Source organism: Enterococcus sp. AAFC-DPL-5146, assembly GCF_058216635.1.
The window spans coordinates 296,575-314,762 of record NZ_CM177103.1 but is presented as its reverse complement, the minus strand read 5'-3'; the positions used below and the strand labels follow the sequence as shown (position 1 = coordinate 314,762).

General features: G+C 38.4%; 14 protein-coding genes. 1 reads left to right on the top strand and 13 read right to left on the bottom strand.

Annotation, left to right across the window (positions count from 1 at the left end):
• Nucleotides 1–102 precede the first annotated feature (102 nt).
• The 8 genes from AC4BB2_RS01370 to AC4BB2_RS01335 form a co-directional block, all read right to left on the bottom strand.
• A complete protein-coding gene (locus AC4BB2_RS01370) occupies nt 103–1,065 on the bottom strand; it encodes an ABC transporter permease (RefSeq protein ID WP_490473684.1) in 963 nt (320 codons plus the stop codon).
• A complete protein-coding gene (locus tag AC4BB2_RS01365) occupies nt 1,065–2,201 on the bottom strand; it encodes an ABC transporter permease (RefSeq protein ID WP_490473683.1) in 1,137 nt (378 codons plus the stop codon). The genes AC4BB2_RS01370 and AC4BB2_RS01365 overlap by 1 nt, the downstream gene beginning before the upstream one ends.
• On the bottom strand, nt 2,194–3,759 hold the full coding sequence (locus AC4BB2_RS01360; protein ID WP_490473682.1) for an ABC transporter ATP-binding protein: 1,566 nt from the start codon (nt 3,757–3,759) through the stop codon (nt 2,194–2,196). Before AC4BB2_RS01360 ends, AC4BB2_RS01365 begins: the two co-directional genes overlap by 8 nt.
• A gap of 213 nt (nt 3,760–3,972) precedes the next feature.
• Complete coding sequence (locus AC4BB2_RS01355) at nt 3,973–5,064, bottom strand: BMP family lipoprotein (protein ID WP_490473681.1); 1,092 nt, start codon at nt 5,062–5,064, stop codon at nt 3,973–3,975.
• 252 nt (nt 5,065–5,316) lie between these two features.
• The gene (locus tag AC4BB2_RS01350) at nt 5,317–5,712 is read right to left on the bottom strand and encodes a cytidine deaminase (RefSeq protein ID WP_490473680.1); all 396 of its coding nucleotides are present in this window, start codon (nt 5,710–5,712) and stop codon (nt 5,317–5,319) included.
• Between the two features lie 25 nt (nt 5,713–5,737).
• Nucleotides 5,738–6,400, bottom strand: a complete 663-nt coding sequence (gene deoC / locus AC4BB2_RS01345) for a deoxyribose-phosphate aldolase (protein ID WP_490473679.1) — start codon at nt 6,398–6,400, stop codon at nt 5,738–5,740.
• A gap of 17 nt (nt 6,401–6,417) precedes the next feature.
• A complete protein-coding gene (locus AC4BB2_RS01340) occupies nt 6,418–7,719 on the bottom strand; it encodes a pyrimidine-nucleoside phosphorylase (protein WP_490473678.1) in 1,302 nt (433 codons plus the stop codon).
• 137 nt (nt 7,720–7,856) lie between these two features.
• The gene (locus AC4BB2_RS01335; protein ID WP_490473677.1) at nt 7,857–8,870 is read right to left on the bottom strand and encodes a LacI family DNA-binding transcriptional regulator; all 1,014 of its coding nucleotides are present in this window, start codon (nt 8,868–8,870) and stop codon (nt 7,857–7,859) included.
• Between the two features lie 307 nt (nt 8,871–9,177).
• Here AC4BB2_RS01335 and add point away from each other — a divergent pair, with 307 nt between their 5' ends.
• A complete protein-coding gene (add, locus tag AC4BB2_RS01330; RefSeq protein WP_490473676.1) occupies nt 9,178–10,200 on the top strand; it encodes an adenosine deaminase in 1,023 nt (340 codons plus the stop codon).
• A gap of 185 nt (nt 10,201–10,385) precedes the next feature.
• Here add and AC4BB2_RS01325 read toward each other — a convergent pair whose 3' ends face one another.
• The 5 genes from AC4BB2_RS01325 to AC4BB2_RS01305 form a co-directional block, all read right to left on the bottom strand.
• Nucleotides 10,386–10,997: a discoidin domain-containing protein gene (locus AC4BB2_RS01325; protein WP_490473675.1), complete on the bottom strand. Its 612-nt coding sequence runs from the start codon at nt 10,995–10,997 to the stop codon at nt 10,386–10,388.
• A gap of 15 nt (nt 10,998–11,012) precedes the next feature.
• Nucleotides 11,013–13,112, bottom strand: coding sequence for an endo-beta-N-acetylglucosaminidase (locus AC4BB2_RS01320; RefSeq protein ID WP_490473674.1), 2,100 nt, complete (start codon nt 13,110–13,112; stop codon nt 11,013–11,015).
• 192 nt (nt 13,113–13,304) lie between these two features.
• Nucleotides 13,305–14,603: a beta-N-acetylhexosaminidase gene (locus AC4BB2_RS01315; RefSeq protein WP_490473673.1), complete on the bottom strand. Its 1,299-nt coding sequence runs from the start codon at nt 14,601–14,603 to the stop codon at nt 13,305–13,307.
• Nucleotides 14,600–15,469: an ROK family protein gene (locus AC4BB2_RS01310; RefSeq protein ID WP_490473672.1), complete on the bottom strand. Its 870-nt coding sequence runs from the start codon at nt 15,467–15,469 to the stop codon at nt 14,600–14,602. The genes AC4BB2_RS01315 and AC4BB2_RS01310 overlap by 4 nt, the downstream gene beginning before the upstream one ends.
• An 18-nt stretch (nt 15,470–15,487) precedes the next feature.
• Nucleotides 15,488–18,178, bottom strand: coding sequence for an alpha-mannosidase (locus AC4BB2_RS01305; RefSeq protein WP_490473671.1), 2,691 nt, complete (start codon nt 18,176–18,178; stop codon nt 15,488–15,490).
• Between the last annotated feature and the right edge of the window lie 10 nt (nt 18,179–18,188).

Genomic DNA, 18,188 nt, shown 5'->3' with positions numbered 1-18,188 from the left:
TGATAAAAAGGGCTGGAGAAAACAGTGTGAAAAAGTAGCTCTTTCGAAGCTAAACGCTTTTTGCACAACCTTAATAGCCCCGCCCTTTTATACTAAAATTATTTATTTTGATTTGATATAGTTTTTCCCAATCGCTTTTGGTCCAGAAGCTTTCCCTAAGAAAACGACTAAAACAATAATGGTTAAAACATACGGTGCTGCTTGTAAATAGACAGCTGGTATTGATGAAATAACTGGTAAACTTGATCCAGCAATACTGATATTTTGAGCAAAGCCAAAGAATAATGCCGCACCCATCGCACCTAACGGATTCCATTTACCAAAAATCATCGCTGCCATCGAAATGAACCCTTGACCAGCAATCGTTGTTACTGCAAAACGTCCCGCAATTGTTTGGGCAAAGACTGCTCCTCCGATACCGCCTAAAAACCCAGAAATCAACACGCCTGAATAACGCATAAGATAAACATTAATTCCAAGTGTATCTGCCGCTTGAGGATTTTCACCTACTGAACGCAGACGCAAACCAAAACGAGTTTTGAATAGCACAAACCATGCAAGAATTGCGACAAGAATCGCAACAAAAGATGGTAATGATGTTTGTTTAAAGAATAACTCTCCTAGAATCGGAATATCCTTCAAAACAGGAAACGAGAAGTAACCAAAAGACTCTTTAATTGTATCTGTTTGTCCTTTTCCATAGATTACTTTAATCAGGAAAATACCTAACGCTGGCGCCATCAAATTAATAACGGTTCCGCTAATAATATGGTCTGCTCTTAGATTAATCGTAGCAACAGCATGAAGCAAAGAAAAGAGCATTCCAACAACGCCACCTACTAAACAAGCAAGCCAAGGCGTTGCTGCACCAAACGTTTCAACAAAAGTTAAATTAAATACAACGGAACTAAAGGCGCCCATAACCATGATACCTTCTAGCCCTACGTTTACAATACCACTACGCTCAGAAAAAGTCCCGCCCAAAGCCGTAAAGATTAAAGGAGTAGAATAAACCAAAGTTTGTGTAATAATCGGCGCCAATACAGCGATTAATGCAATATTCATTAGATTTTTCCTCCTTCTTGACTTGTAGGATCTGATTTTCCATCCAATTCTTCAACAATGGCAACTTCTTTTTTGCTGCCTGAAGCTTTTGCCAACAAGAAGCGAATCAAGTAACTAATTGCGACAAAGAAAATAATAGCCGCAATAACCACATCAACTAATTCGATAGGTACACCTGCACGTAAAGGCATGCCTTGTCCGCCAAGTTTCAACACACTAAAGAGAATCGCAGATAAGAATATCCCTACAGAACTACCTGCCCCAAGGAGAGAAATAGCCATCCCATCAAACCCAATACTCAATGAAGATCCTTGCACAAAGAAGTTTCCAAATGTTCCTAATCCTAAAACCACGCCACCTAAACCAGCTAAAGTACCTGAAATGACCATCGACATAACAATCGTCCGTTTACTGCTCATCCCTGCATATTCAGAGGCAAAGGGGTTCAACCCTACCGAACGGATTTCATAACCTAATGTGGTTTTTTTCATAAGGAACCAAATCAATACTAAGAAAATAAGCGCTAGAAAAATACCAATGTTTAAACGTGAGCCACTGCTTAGTTCTTTTAAGAAGTCTGTTCGTAAACTGGCGTTTTCTCCAATAATTTTCGTCACACCTTTATTAGTACCTAGCACACTTGGTGCCATGACATTGTTAACAATGTGTGTACTTGTATAAAGAAAAACATAATTCAGCATGATCGTAACAATTACTTCACTGGTGCCAAAGAAAGCACGTAGCAATCCTGGAATGGCTGCAGCTCCTGCTCCTGCTAAAGCTCCAGCAAGTACTGCCGCAGGTAAAACAATCATACGAGGCGCATCCGGCATGGACAACGCTACCCAAATACTTGTAACCCAACCGCACAACGCTTGCCCTGAAAGTCCGATATTAAAGAACCCAGCTGAATTTGCTACCGCAAATCCTAACGCCGTAAAAATCAAGGGACCTGCTGTTACGAAAATTTCCCCAATACTCTTTGGACTTTGAAACGCAGTCTTAAGCATCGCTTGATATCCTGCAACAGGATCTTGTCCTGAAATAAGCATAATAATTGCACCAAGAATAAATCCCATTAAAACTGATAATATAGGAACTAAAATATTCCGTAATCGCTCTGTCTGATTATTCAACTGCCTCACCTGCCTCTTGACTTAATTCTGCTCTCGCTTCTTCTAATGAATAGCCAGCCATTAGTAAACCTAATTCGTTTTCAGTCGTTTCTTTTGGATCAACGATTCCGACGATTTTCCCGGCATGGATTACAGCAATCCGATCTGATACATTTAAAATTTCCTCTAACTCAAAACTAACTAACAAGACTGCTTTATCTTTATCTCGTTGTTCGATCAAGCGTTTATGGATGTATTCAATCGCACCAACGTCTAGGCCACGAGTCGGCTGAGAAACAATCAACAAGTCAGGATCTCGATCCACTTCACGAGCAATGATTGCTTTTTGCTGATTACCTCCAGATAAAGCTTTAGCTGGAACCAGTTCATTCGTTGTCCGTACATCGTATTCTTCGATTAATTTACGTGCATAGGAATTGATTTGGTTGTAGTTTAATACCCCACTTTTACTTAGAGGTTTTTTATAGTATGTTTGTAAGGCAATATTTTCAGCTAATGTCATATCCAAAATCAGTCCATATTTATGACGATCTTCTGGTACATGACCAACACCTGCTTCTGTGATTTCACGTGGGCGTTTGTTCGTGATTGTCGATCCTCTCAATTCAACTGATCCACTTTCTACTTTACGTAATCCAGTTAAAGCTTGAATCAACTCTGTTTGCCCATTACCGTCAATACCAGCAATCCCAACGACTTCACCTGCACGCACATCTAAACTAAGACTTTTAACAGCGTCTAGTCCACGGCTTTCTTTTACAACTAAGTCCTTAATTGAAAGAACTACTTCTTTAGGTTCTGCCAGTTTCTTTTCTGTTTTAAATGAAACAGAACGTCCAACCATCATATCGGCTAATTGTTGTGAGGATACATCTTTCACATTAACTGTGTCGATACTTTTCCCACGGCGAATTACTGTACAACGATCCGCTACTTTTTTGATTTCATCTAGTTTATGGGTAATTAAAATAATTGATTTTCCTTCTTCTACAAGACCACGCATGATTTCCATCAACTCATCGATTTCTTGCGGAGTCAAAACAGCTGTCGGTTCATCAAAAATTAGAACGTCTGCACCCCGGTACAAAGTTTTCAATATTTCTACCCTTTGTTGCGCTCCAACAGAGATATCACGAATATATGCGCCTGGATCCACTGACAGTCCATATTGTTCAGATACTCGCTTAATTTCGTCTGTGGCTTTTTTACGGTTCAAAACACCTGCATTCGTAGGTTCGCTTCCTAGAATGATATTTTCTGTCACTGTAAACGCATCCACTAACATAAAGTGCTGGTGAACCATTCCGATTCCTAAACGATTTGCTGCAGTCGGTCCATTAATTGATACTTTTGACCCATTCATAAATATTTCTCCAGATGTAGGTTCTAACAAACCGGATAAGATATTCATCAAGGTCGATTTCCCTGCGCCGTTTTCTCCAAGCAAAGCATGGATTTCTCCTGGCCGGACAGTTAAGTTGATATTGTCATTGGCCTTAAAGATTCCAAACTGCTTAGTGATGTTACGCATCTCAATTACATAATTTTCTTGAGCCACATTTTTCACATCCTAACAATTTAATCACTGCATCATCTGTTAACACGGTACTTCTAAAAAAATAAATAAAGTAGCTTTTAGGCTCTTAAAGAAAGAAAATGACTAGCTGAATCTTTCGTTTTCCTTCTTTAAAGGCGTAAGAAAATCTTGATGAGGTTGGAACAAAAGAGGGGTAAGCTCTTTTGCTCTAACAAGATCTCATCAAGGACAAAATTATTCTTTTACTTCTTTAGGAGACTCTGGCACAGTGATTTCGCCAGCAATAATTTGTTCTTTTACTTTTTTAATAGCGGCTTCTGTATCATCTGTTAAATAACCTTTTGTTAAATCTACACCGCCGTCTTTCAAACCGTAAACTAAGTGTTCGCCGCCAGGGAATTTATCTTCCAACGCACGATTAGAAATATCTTGTACTGCAGCACCTACACCTTTAAGTGTTGATGTTAGAGTGAAATTATCTTCTTTACCGTCTTTTGTTTTGTAGGCGCCCTCTTTATCTTGGTCACTATCTACACCAATAACCCAAACTTTGTCTTTTGAACCTGTTTCATTTAAATCTTTTGCTTCTTGGAAAACACCTTGTCCTGTACCACCTGCCGCATGGTAAATAATGTCAGCACCTTTTTGGTACATAGATGCTGCTAAAGCTTTTCCTTTTGCAGGATCACCAAATGAAGCCGCATATTCAACTTCAACTTTTATATCTTTTTTCAATTCTTTTGCTGTATCGACAACACCTTGATGGAATCCAGCTTCGAAGCGGTCAATAACTGCTCCTTCTTCACCACCGATAAAGCCGACAGTGTTTGTCTTTGTTGTACGAGCTGCTGCTACACCCGCTAAGTATGATGCTTCTTGATCTTTAAATGTTGCAGACACAACATTATCTTTTCCTTCAATAACACTATCAATGATACCAAATTGCGTATCTGGATTTGCATCCGCTGCTGTACTGACAGAATCAGCTAACAAGTAGCCAATACCAAATACAGTTTTAAAACCGTTAGAGATTGCTGTATCAATATTTGTTACGTATTCTGAAGCATCGTTTGATTGAATATAATCAAATCCCTCTGCTCCTTTTTTCAAGCCATGTTCTTTACCCCAAGCTTGTAGACCTTCCCAAGCTGATTGGTTAAACGAACGGTCATCTACACCGCCGATATCAGTAATGACTACGACACTATGGTCTTTGCCGTTTGAATCCCCACCTGCTGAATCTTTTTTACCTCCGCCACACGCTGCTAACGCAACCGTTAGTCCAAATATAGCTAAGCTAAAACCAAATATTTTTGCTTTTTTCATTTCTGTAAAGCCCCCTAAAATAGTTTTATATTTTCAACAGCCGGATGACTGAATGAAACAAGATAATAGTTGAAACAACTCTCTCTTCATTTGCCTTGTACTTTTCAACATCAAATCAAAATCCTATTGTCTATCAAAGCAATTAGGAAATGATAAAACGATGCGTTTTATCTTTCTATCATTTTCTCTATATGTTGAGAGGTTTGTTCATGTAGCTAAATTTTGCAAATCCACATGCAAAATAATGGTCTATTATAAATCTTTTTCACTAAATGCATACGGCAATAGTTCCCCTACCGTCGTTTCCTTTGTTACGCCATGTTCACCGACTAACGTAACTGGCATATTAGGCTCACAAAATTCAGCCATTACTTGTCGACAAGCACCACATGGAGAGATTGGTTCTGGCGTTTTCCCTGTAATAACTAAATGTTGAAACTCTCGTTCACCTTCAGAAACAGCTTTGAAGATTGCTGTTCGTTCGGCACAATTGGTCAATCCATAAGAGGCATTCTCTATATTGACGCCTTGATACGTTTTTCCCTCTTTAGTTACGAGACACGCTCCAACTGAAAAGTGAGAATAGGGTACGTAGGTTTTGGTCAACGCATCTTCTGCGATTGTTATCCATTCTTGTTTTGCTGTCATTTGCCCACTGCTTTCTTTCTTAATTTTAATATCCTGCGCCTGTAGAACCTTCCATAATTGCCACGCCAGCGCTTGTTCCGATCCTTGTAGCTCCTGCTTCAATCATCGCTCTAGCTTGTTCCTCATTATGAATGCCCCCTGATGCTTTCACACCCATATCAGGTCCTACTGTGCTACGCATCAATTTAACATCTGCGACAGTTGCTCCACCTGTTGAAAAACCAGTGGATGTCTTAACAAAATCAGCACCTGCTTCTTTCGCTAATTCACAGACTTTAACTTTTTCTTCATCTGTCAATAAAGCTGTCTCAATAATCACTTTAACTAACGCTTTACCTCTCGCTGCATCAACAACTGCTTGAATATCTTTTAACACTTTTTTGTATTGTTTTGATTTCAATGCACCAATGTTAATGACCATATCAACTTCTGTTGCACCATTGTTGATAGCATCTGTTGTTTCGTATGCTTTGACTTCTGATGTATTCGCGCCTAAAGGAAATCCAATGACTGTACAAACATCAACAGAGGTTTCCGCTAAGTGTTCATTGGCTAAAGCAACCCAACAGGGGTTAATACAAACTGAGAAAAATTCATACTTTTTCGCTTCTTCAATAATTCGTAAAACGTCCTCTTCTTTTGCATCTGCTTTTAAAATAGTGTGATCAATCATTTGATTTAATTCCATTATTTCCGACACATCCTTTATGCTGTTATTATATCATGAATCAGCGCAGGTTCTGTTCCAGAACTGCCGATTTCGATATTTTTATACAAGAGTTCTTTTACGTCATCGATTGAGTCAGAATTGGAATAGATGGTTAGTAATGACTCTCCTGATTCAACAGGCATACCGACTTTTTTGTGTAATTTGATTCCTACTGCATAATCGATCTTGTCTTCTTTAGTAGCTCTGCCCGCACCTAAAAGCATCGCTGCAATTCCGATTTCATTAGCAACGATTTTTTGTACAACACCTGATGTTTTTGCAGGTAGTTCTATTTGATATTTGGCTGTTAATAATCGTTCAGGATGATCGATGATACTATCATCTCCACCTTGATTACGAATCATTTCTCTGAATTTATCTAAGGCTTTTCCAGATTCTAGAGCTTCTTTTAGCATCTTTCTAGCTTCTTCTAATGTATCCGCTTTTTCCGCTAAAACTACCATTTGACTGCCTAAGATATAGCACATTTCAATTAAATCTTCTGGACCTTTACCTTGAAGTGTTTCGATTGCTTCAACCACTTCTAAGCTATTACCGATTGCTTCCCCTAAAGGCTGAGACATATCTGAAATCACCGCCATAGTCTGACGGTTCGCTAAGCGTCCAATCCGTACCATTGTTTCTGCTAATCGGCGTGCTTCGTCAATATTTTTCATAAAAGCACCTTCACCGGTTGTTACATCTAATACGATTGCGTCTGCTCCAGCTGCGATTTTCTTACTCATGATGGAGCTAGCAATCAATGGAATTGAATCAACGGTCGCTGTCACATCACGTAAGGCATATAGTTTTTTGTCGGCTGGTGCTAAGTCACCTGATTGACCGATAACTGCAACATGGCTTTCATTTACTAAACGGATAAATTCATCATCTGGTAATTCTACATGGAAACCTGGTATCGCTTCTAGCTTATCGATTGTACCACCTGTGTAACCAAGACCTCTGCCAGACATTTTAGCCACACTAACACCTACACTGGCAACTAGCGGCGCTAAAATCAAGGTTGTTGTATCACCAACACCTCCAGTAGAATGCTTGTCTACTTTGATTCCTTGAATTGACGAAAGATCAATCATCTCTCCTGAATTAGCCATTGCCAAGGTCAAGGTCGTAATTTCTTCATCCGTCATATCTTCGTAAAAAATGGTCATCAAAAATGCACTCATCTGATAATCGGGAATCGCTCCTTTAGTATAACCAGAAATAATGAATTGGATCTCTTCATCTGTTAAAACCTGTCCATCACGTTTTTTCTCAATCAAATCTACCATTCTCATGCTTTTTTCCTCCGAATCAATCCTCAAGGATGTATTATACACTAAAACCATTCAGGTTAAAACCTTTTAGTAAAACAGTTTACTAACGCTTACATAAAATGTAAACGCTTATAACACGAACATTAAATCAAAATGCTCTACTTGTCAATCGATTTAGTGCTATTTCTCATAATAAATGTTGTATCAAAAATTTTATTCGGTATTTTTCTTTCAGGATGATTGATTGCTTCGACTAAATATTGCGCAGCATAAAAGCCAATATCAAAACTCGGCTGATAAACCGTTGTTAGTCCAGGAACCAAGTATTCTGAAATTTCCAGTCCATCAAAACCCACAACAGAGATATCATCAGGAATTTTCTTCCCGCAACTTTCAATTGCCTGATAAGCCCCCATCGCCATTTCATCATTCCCGCAAAAGATTGCTGTGATCTCTTTATTTTTCAACACATTTTTAGCCGCTGTATAACCACCACCTAAGTTCAAGTCACCGCTACACATGTATTCTTCTCTAACTGGAATCCCATGATCTTTCAACGCATGCTGATAAGCGGTCACTCGTTCTGTCAACTGATAGTACCCTTCATTTTCTTTTAACATGCCAATATGTGTATGTCCTTGCTTGATCAAATAACACACCGCATGGTAAACGCCTTCATATTCTTTCACAATAAGTCTACCGTTTTCACGTGGATTGATGCCTCGATCCACAAGAATAACTGGTACTTTTCGTTTACTTTTGTTTTTTAAAATATGATTTGCCGGTAAAATATTCGGCGTTGCAAAGATAATCCCATCTACTGATCGGTGAACCAGTTCTGTCACATATTGCGTCGCTTTGTCTTCATCGTGTTTTGAATTGCATAATAAAATCATATATCCTAATGAATTAAGAAACGTCTCCACACCTTCAATTACTTTAGCAAAGAAAAAATCAGTTACATCAGGCACCACCATGCCAATCGTTTTTGAGTGACGGGTAATAATGTTAGAGGCAAAATAATCTGGTTTGTAATCATACTCCTCAACAACAGCTAATACTTTTTTTCTCGTCTGCTCGCTAAATCGGCTGCCTTTATTGTTTATAATTTGAGACACTGTTGTTATCGATACACCAGACATATCTGCAATTTCTTTGATGGTCAATTTCATGATCCACTCTCCCTTTTTTTGACAACTCCTACCATTTTTGCTAACGTTTTCAAAAAAATATTGCTGAATGATTTCAGTTTATCAGAATTCTACATAATAAAATAGCATAATCCTACATAATCAATGACTGCATAAAAAAGACGCTACTCAACTAGCACTAAAATCGAACGAATCCTTAAACAGCCAGAAGTATTTTCTTTCCTTTACCAATTCAACCTTATTGACAGAGAATACTCCCCGTGTTAAAGTCTTCAAAATACTTAACGAATAAGAGCAATAGTTCTACAAGAAAAGAGAGGATGATACGGTGAAACGTGAACTTGTCAAAAAACTGCCTAAAATTGAGCTTCATTGTCATTTAGATGGATCTATCCGTCCTGAGACCTTGCGGAAAATAGCAGAACAACAAAATATTCCTTTACCTTCGGATGATGAACAATTAAAAAAATTGTTAGTGGCACCTCAAGATTGTCAAAATTTAAATGAGTACTTAAAACGATTTGATTTGGTTTTAACTTGCTTGCAAACGGAAACTGCTTTACAAACAGCCGCTTTTGATATTATTAGTCAAGCAGCCGAAGAAAATATTCAATATATTGAAGTTCGCTTTGCCCCTTCTCTTCACACCAGAAAAGGTCTTTCTTTACCGAAAATAGTCACCGCTGTTTTAGCTGGTCTTAATCAAGGTCAACAAGCATTTGGCGTAAAAAGCAATGCACTATTGTGTGGTATGCGCCACGAAGAATTAACAGAAATTGAAAAGATCGTCCATCTAGCTGAGGAGTTCAAAGAAGACGGAGTCGTAGGATTCGACCTTGCAGGAAATGAGATAGATTTCCCACCGTATACTTTCGAGGAAACATTAGCATTAGTTAACCAACTAAATATCCCACTAACACTCCACGCAGGCGAATGCGGTTGCGGGAAAAACGTTGTCGATGCTGTTTATTTAGGTGCCAAACGAATTGGACATGGTATCGCCTTAAAAGATACACCAGAATATTTTTCATTAATACAGGAAAAAGATATCTTAATCGAAATGTGCCCTACAAGTAATTTCCAAACAAAAACAGTCACTCAATTAGCTGATTATCCTTTTCAATCATTTCTTGATTCTGGCATCAACGTTTGTATCAATACAGATAATCGAACCGTTTCTGATACAACGTTGACCGATGAATTCATGAAGCTATATGAATGGTATGGTATTACTTATAAAGATATGGAGCTGTTGAATCGACATGCAATCAATGGTGCTTTTATCTCTGATAACGAAAAACTGGTACTTCATGAGAAGTTGACGACTGGTTACCAGTTAGACATGGTATAATCGTTGGTTTTTTGCGGTAAAACCCCAGTATGAGAGCGTAACGAATCTTTAGTAGGTTCGTTACGTTTTTTTGTGTATTAGTTGAGAGAACTAATCAAAGCAATTACTTTTTTTATTGTAAATAAAAAAACACTTTCCAAGATCTGGAAAGTGCCTCAAAATTATCGATTTATAGTACCAAATATCTATCCTTCAACAATCCCCGTTTGATTAACACCAATAATTTGCCAACCATAGATTCTAGCTGTCTTCCCATTTTGCTCGGCTTTCTCTAAAGAAAGCTTCACATATCTGGCTTCGACTAACTTGATGGCATCTTTACTGTTATCTTCTGTATTATTCCGATGCTGAACAACTGTCGTCCAGTTAATTCCATCACTGCTGACTGAAATATCATAGTCTCTAGTATTCCAATCTGAACTTTCACCACCTGCTCCGGCATGGAAGAGTTCAAAACCTGCAATTGTTTTTTGTGCCCCTAAATCGGCAATCATCCATGGTTTATCACTGCCATTATCACACCACTTCGTTTTTAGATCCCCATCTAAAGCAAAACGATAACTTTCACGATCATTGGTATACCCTGAACCTTGTGTAGCAGTTGTTGACGGTAATAACGCTAGGTTTTCTCTTTTGATTCCGCTGTTTTGATCATATACATGTAAATAGTTTTCTTTTATGATCTCAGTTTCACCAGATGCATTGACCGCCGTTGCTTTTACAGTATAAATACCTGCCTTAGCAAAGGACAAAGAGACTTCTTTACCAGATGTTGTTTGCGGCGTAGCTCCAAGCACTTCCCAGTTAATGGTTTATTTAGAAACAGTCGCTGACAAAGTCATTGTTTCTCCTACCGAAACCAGTGTACTGCTAGCATTGATCGCTATCTCTGGTTTTTTTAGCGCTTCAAAGGTATAAACTGCACTGGCGCCTTTAGTTCGATCTTCCCGACCGTAATAATCAACTGGAACGACTTGATACTTGGCGGTCTCTCCTATTCGTTTTTGATTTAATAACGTGTATGCATTGTTTGCTGTTTCACCTTCAAATTGTAATTGACCATCAACTTCTCGGTAAATACGATAAGAAGCTGTATTTTCCCCTTTTGTTTCCCAACTCACGCGAATACTTTCTGTTAAATCATCTACAATTGTTTTTCCTGGAAAATGAACCTCACTAACGTTACTAACCGAAGTTGTTTTTTCTTTTCCAATCATCATTTGCCCTAAATAAATTGTAGCTAATCCAGTCTGGGTGTTTTTTACGTTTAAACCAATCGTCGTTATTGTCTGAGAAGCTGTAGGTTTCAATGGATACGTAGTTCTTACCCAACCATTTTCTAACCTTTGCTGATTGCCTTGAATAACTAACGGTTTGTCTTTTCCTTTTATCTGTAGGACTAAAGAAACGTCATCTGCACCTTTGGTTATGACTGACGCTGTTTCTGAAGCACTGACTTTTACTTGAGAGGCGTATAATTTGATAAGGGTTTGTTTATCTGCGGTCACGGGACCAGATAACTTGATGGAAGAGCCACCATTAAACACATCTTCATAACTAATTTTCGCTTCAAGTTGATTGCCTGCATCATTATCAATGACCCAACGATAGGTCGGCATAACATCTTGAATACTACGATTATTATAGGCTCCATCTTTGACTTTTGTCCCATCTTGATAAAAGGCATCCCCGTTACCTACGTTAAAATTCGTTAAAAACGGTGTATTTGTTACTGGGGATTTTTCAACAAAATAACGAGAAACACCTTGCCATTCATTTTTAGTACTATCTACTATGCGAGGATCACCTTGCGGATTAATCCAAAGTGATTTTTCATTTTCCCAATAACGTTCAATATCATATTGACCACCATCTCGTAACGTCCAATCAGGAGCATAAAGTCCTAACGAAACAAGGGGTTGGCCGTTACTGCCTAAAATACTGCTTGGTTTACGCCAACTGTTTACACCGTTTGCTTGAACGTCGATTCCAGCGAAAAGATCATATGGATCACGTTTTAATTGAGTCGCTTTTGCTCTAGATTCTTCCAATCCTCGCCAGCGAAAATCAATAAATAGCTTGTCTGACACACGCTTCTTTCCTTCTTGGAAATAGCCCTGATTCTGTTCATTCAGCGCGCCTTGCCATGCAACATTACCATTAGGAATCATAGAATCATACCAAACAACTTGCTGATTTTTCGGTTTTTGAGCTTGCATATAACTTAAAAACTCTTTCATGGCACTGGCTGTTTGTGCGTCAACATTGGTTTCTTGATTGATGAACCAACCATCAAAACCGTATGCTGTCGACATTTCCAAAAGCTTATCCGCCATCGGAAAGTTTCCTTTATGATCTTTTTGCACCAGTTGTTCTACCCACTCACTTTTACCACCATAAGCTTCGGGTGGAAAGAAGACTGTTCCAACTACAGGCACACCATTTCTATGAGCAGAATCAGTCACATCTCCACTAGGTGGAACAATGATTCCTTCACCTGAAGACCCTGCCCAGGCAACTAGCGTATCGACATATTGCCAATTAGTAAAATTATAGACAGCTTTGTCTTCTCCCCCTTGTGACGGGGTTCCTTTCGTATGCCGATTCACTATGGCAATCGATAAAACTTTTGCATCAGTACTTTGATCGGCATTCATTTTTTCCCCTTTAATTCGATCTTTCAACGGAACTTTGGAAATATTAAATGGCGCATCCGGATCACTTGTTAAGCTCCAATTTAACAACGTATCGGGAAATAATGCCGTAGATTCCGGTACTCGATCGACTACTGGAATACCTGTTTCAGATGATTCCCCATAAACAGTTGACGTGAACATCCAGTTTGCTCCTAAGGTAAAAGCAAAAACAGTAGCTGAGTAACAAAACACATTTTTCCAGTTTTTTTGTTTCAATGAATGAACCTCCTTTTAATCATTTGCCTAAATTTCGACATTATTCATTCTTACACAAAAATGGTAACGCTTTCTTTCTAAGTTATAAATAGACAAACTATAGCATTTATATCAAAAATCATAGGTTTCATTTGATCAAAAAAACAATCACTAAAATAACGAGTGCTAAACTCTTTATTTCAGCGATTGTCATTAGTCCATCTTATAAAAGTGAAAAGAAAGACCTTCCATTAGTTTGACAAGATCACTTAAGATTTCTTTTTCACCTTTGGCATCCGATCTATCACACCAGACAGCTAAAGCCGCACCTTTAACTTGCATCTGATTCATGGATGAAACCCATTGATCTGACGCAAACATGTTGGGGTGCCAATGATCCATTATTTTCTCAGCCACAGGATAGGCATACCCAGCATTTTCTCCAAGTACATAGTAAAGATAATTATCATTGAAATTAATTACTGAATAGCCTTGATCTAAAAATCTCTGGACAGGTGCCATCTCTTTTTGCCATTTGGTCCAGTATGTGATTTCAGCAGTTTTTGTCAATGAAGATAGGCTTTCATTTCTAAAAAAAGCATCATTCCAGACTCTTGGTGTAAATCCATGATTACTAACAAACGTTGCAATGGTATTAACATAGGATTCAAATTTTTCCAAGCCATTATCAGCTAATACTGGGTACTTCTCAAGCTGTTCAAAATCAACAAACTCATCTCCCCCAATATGAAAATAACGACTGTCAGCAAACAGATTCATATATTCTTGATACAACGAAAGGACAAAAGACACGCCTTGTTCATTTGTAACATCTAACGCTGATGGCATTTTTTGACGTTTGCCCTGCTTTGTTATTACTGTCAATTGCCATTCAGGATACTCTTTTAACAAATGTTCCATATGCCCAGGTGTATCAATATCAGGTATTATTTCAATTGATAGATAAGAGGCATATTGAATAAGTTTTTCTACCTCTGCAATGGTCAAAAACTCCTCAGAAACAACTTCTGGATGGCAGACCGACTCTATTCGAAAACCTGTATTTTCGGAAAAATGAAGTTGTAGATAATTAAAACCATCTAATGCCATTAGTTCTAACATCTGATACAAAATCTCTGGAGAAAAATATTTCCTGCCAATATCCAGCATCACAATTCGTTCAGCTAATACCTCACGTATTTTCCCTGATTCGATTTTAGAACCACTTTTTAATTGCTTCGCTAAATACATTATACCTCGAAAAGTCACCAATGGATTTCCAGCTAGAATCACTAAAAAATCAGCAACATCTATAGCGAATGAATCGTCCATCTCCTCTGAAAACAGCACAACAACTTCTGCCTCTTCAATCGTATCAACAAAAGTGATTTTTTTATTTAACAACTGTTTATATAGATACTTGACTCTATTTTTTTCCCTGTCAAACTTCGGATCTAGAAAAAAATGAATCTCCCGTACCTCATACAAAAAAGAAGCCATGTCGCCGTTCACTTTAAATCCTTCTGTTCTTTTGCTAGCAACAAACACCCCATCGTTCCGCTATTATCACCCAAATCACACCCAACAATATAGCCATCTATATCAGGCAGTTCAACGTAACCACCTAATTGTTGTAGGAGCGATTCACGAATCTTCGGAAAAAGATGGCTTTGCTTCATTACACCTCCGCCTAAAATGATTTTTTCTGGTGATAGTGTCAGTGTATAATTCATTAAAGCTTGAGCAAGGTAAAAGGCTTCTATTTCCCATACATCATCAGTTGGTTCCAATAATTGCCCTTTCACGCCTGTTCTTTTTTCCAAAGCCGGACCAGCAGCTAACCCTTCTAAACAATCCGTATGATAGGGGCAAGCACTTTCCAATGTATCCTCTGGATGGCGAGCAACCACAATATGTCCCATCTCTGGATGACTAAATCCTTGCAACACATGGCCATTTACAACAGCACCTCCACCAACGCCTGTTCCAACGGTCAAATAGATGCAGCTTTGTGTATTTTTCCCAGCTCCTAAATGCATTTCACCATAAGCTGCTGCATTCACGTCTGTAGTCCAAGCAATGGGGATGTTGTAACGTTCTTTTAACATACCTAAAAGATTAACATTTTTCCATCCTGATTTTGGTGTAGATGTAATATAGCCGTAAGTGCTTGATTGATGATTGACATCGATTGGGCCAAATGACCCAACTCCGAGAGCTTTTAATTGATAGGCATCAAAAAAAGCAAAAACCTGTGCTAGTGTTTCTTCTGGTAAAGTGGTCGGTAAACTGATTCGCTCAACAATTCTTAGCTCCTCATCTGCTACAGCACAGACAAATTTAGTCCCGCCAGCTTCAATCGATCCATAATATTCCATCTAATTTTTCTCCCCTTCCTATCGATCAAAACCAATTGTACGAATTTCATAAGGGTTTAGCTTTGAACTGATTTTTCCACTTTGTTTTTCTTCCAGCAAGTTCAGCAAGCACGACTCTTTCTTACCACTTTTTTCTATGTTTACTTCACTTGCTTCCTCACTCATGTTAAACCCTCTGACAACTAAACAATGATCCTTCTCACTATTTTTCATTGCGGTTACCGCAAATGTTTTTCCTTCAACTGTTAAATAAGCATCTTCTGCTTTCAATTGACCTGAGTGTTTCGTTGTTTGTTTGATACTAAAGGGAATTTGAGCAGCATATGCTCGTTGATAGGTAGCATAACGCTCTAAGCCTTCTCCATGAAAATCAATTCCGTAATCAAACGCATGCTTGCCTAAACATTGCGCCTCTGGTGTTGGAAAATAACCCCAATCTCCCATCTCGCCAACAGATCGTAAAAGGGTTAAAGCAATCGTATTATTCTCAGGCAAAATTTCATATTCATTTAAGCCAAAATTGGAAACCGTCATCCCACCTTTTTCATCGTGAACATTAACAAAAGCGTGCTGATGTTGAGGATTCGTTGGATTCTCCCAACTTTTACTTACTTCATTCGGCCGTTTCACCACTTCATAAATGCTATCAGCTTCGTGGGTATCTGCTTGGATTCCTGTAGGGAAAAGCATCCGTAGACGATGATCTTTCATTTGATTATCAAGAGTTGTTTCAAAGCTTAGACGGGCAGAATCCTTTTCCATCGTTACAAGTGTTTCAACGGTTAACTCTTTCATCATTGCAGAACGACCTGCTTTTCTATAACGAAAATCAACGACAGCTTGTTGTTCTTGTTCCAATAACTCATCTGCAGATTTTGGAATAATCATACGCTGAACAATCTTTATTTGTGTCATAAAAGATTCATCTTTTACAACAGAGATTTCTGCTGGATGTCCGTTAGATACAATCGGCGTTGTCCCTTCTGGTTGTTTAAAAATATATTCGTTCCCAATATCTCCAGTATCTTCAAGGGTCAGTAAATGATCATAAATTTTCCCTGAATTTTTGTCTGTTACTTTCAAGGTTCCATCTTCATTTATCGTTACATTCAAACAATTATTTTCCAGGGTATATTTCTCTGTACTTTTAATCATGGAAGTTGATTTTTGCTCCGAGATTTCCGCTTCTTGTAAAGCAAATGTTTTCCATGAAAATGCCGGCAAATCATTTATTGACAACTCAACTTCCACATACTTAGCCATGTAAGGTACTCTAAAACGATCTTTTGGCAACTCATAATCAAAACAAACTTCTGGTTGCGATATTGTTGCTGGTATTCTTTGACCTTGACCATCAACCACCTCAAAAACAGGCGTATCGCTATCTGCTAATTCTTGCCATAATTCGTGTGGTATTCCCTCTTTAAAAAGTTTTCTAGCGATTTCAACTTTTATTTTTACGATTTCTGATTTCTGATAGCCAGAAGTATTGAACACAACAAATGGGTAACTTGTCTCAGAAAATCCTTCTGTATTGATTGCTTGTGTCAATTGTGACAATGCTTCTTCTGCTAAATATTTTCCCACTTCATTCGCTTTTTCAAATCTTGGAACCATTTCTCGGTGCACTTCATCTACGGAACAGCCGCAAATGCTATCATGAGGGTGGTTTTGCAACAATAATTTCCAAGCATACTCTAATTGATCATGAGGATAATTTTGAGTTAAATCATACGCCATTGCTGCCAGTGGTTCTGTCACATTTTCCAGTTGTCTCTCCACTTTTGTATTCCATTGTTTTAAATACACTCTTGCAGAAGCCGTGTTGGCTAAAGTAAACCACCCATCCGTTTCTTGACTAGTCAGTTCCCCGTGAACGGTACCAACTTTTTCAGGCAACTCTTGACGAACACACGTTAAATACTCATCAAAATTCGAATGAACAAACTCATAATCTGGGAATAATTCATTAGCTAAAGCAATTGCTTTTGTAATATCTTTTTGAACTGGCTGATGATCGACACCATTCATCATCAGTAAATGATCAGTGGAAGCAAATTTTTCAACATCTGCCAATTTTTCTCCCCAAAATGCCAATGCTTCTTCTTTTTCTGCTGGTATCTCATTCCCATTGCTGTACCAATTTGCAAACAGTAACCCTAAGACCGTACTGCCGTCTGGCCCTTGCCACCACATCTCCGAATACTGAGAAGTGTAATTTTCATCATCTAAAACTTCGTTGTTAAAGCCAACTGGTTTTACACCTCTACCAAATGCCGCTGCATCCAAACCTGCCTGTTTCATCATTTGCGGTGTTTGCCCCATATTTCCAAAGGTGTCTGGGAAATAACCTAACGCAACAGGCGTTCCCCATTTTTCACTGTCTTTTTTACCAATCAGCATATTGCGGACATTGGATTCAGAACTAATTAGGAAATCATCTTGCAAAATGTAAAATGGTCCTATTCGCAACTTCCCATCTGTAATCGCTTTTTCCACAGCTGCTTTTTGTTCTGGTTTTACCTGCAAGTAATCATCTAAAATAATCGTTTGCCCATCTAAATGAAAACTTTCGAAGGCTGGATCAGATTCGATAAGCTCTAATACATCGTCCATCAACTCAACCAAGCGCATATGGTGTTGTTCATAAGGCATGTACCATTCACGATCCCAGTGGGAATGGGAGATGATATATACTTTTTTCTTCATGATTTTACAC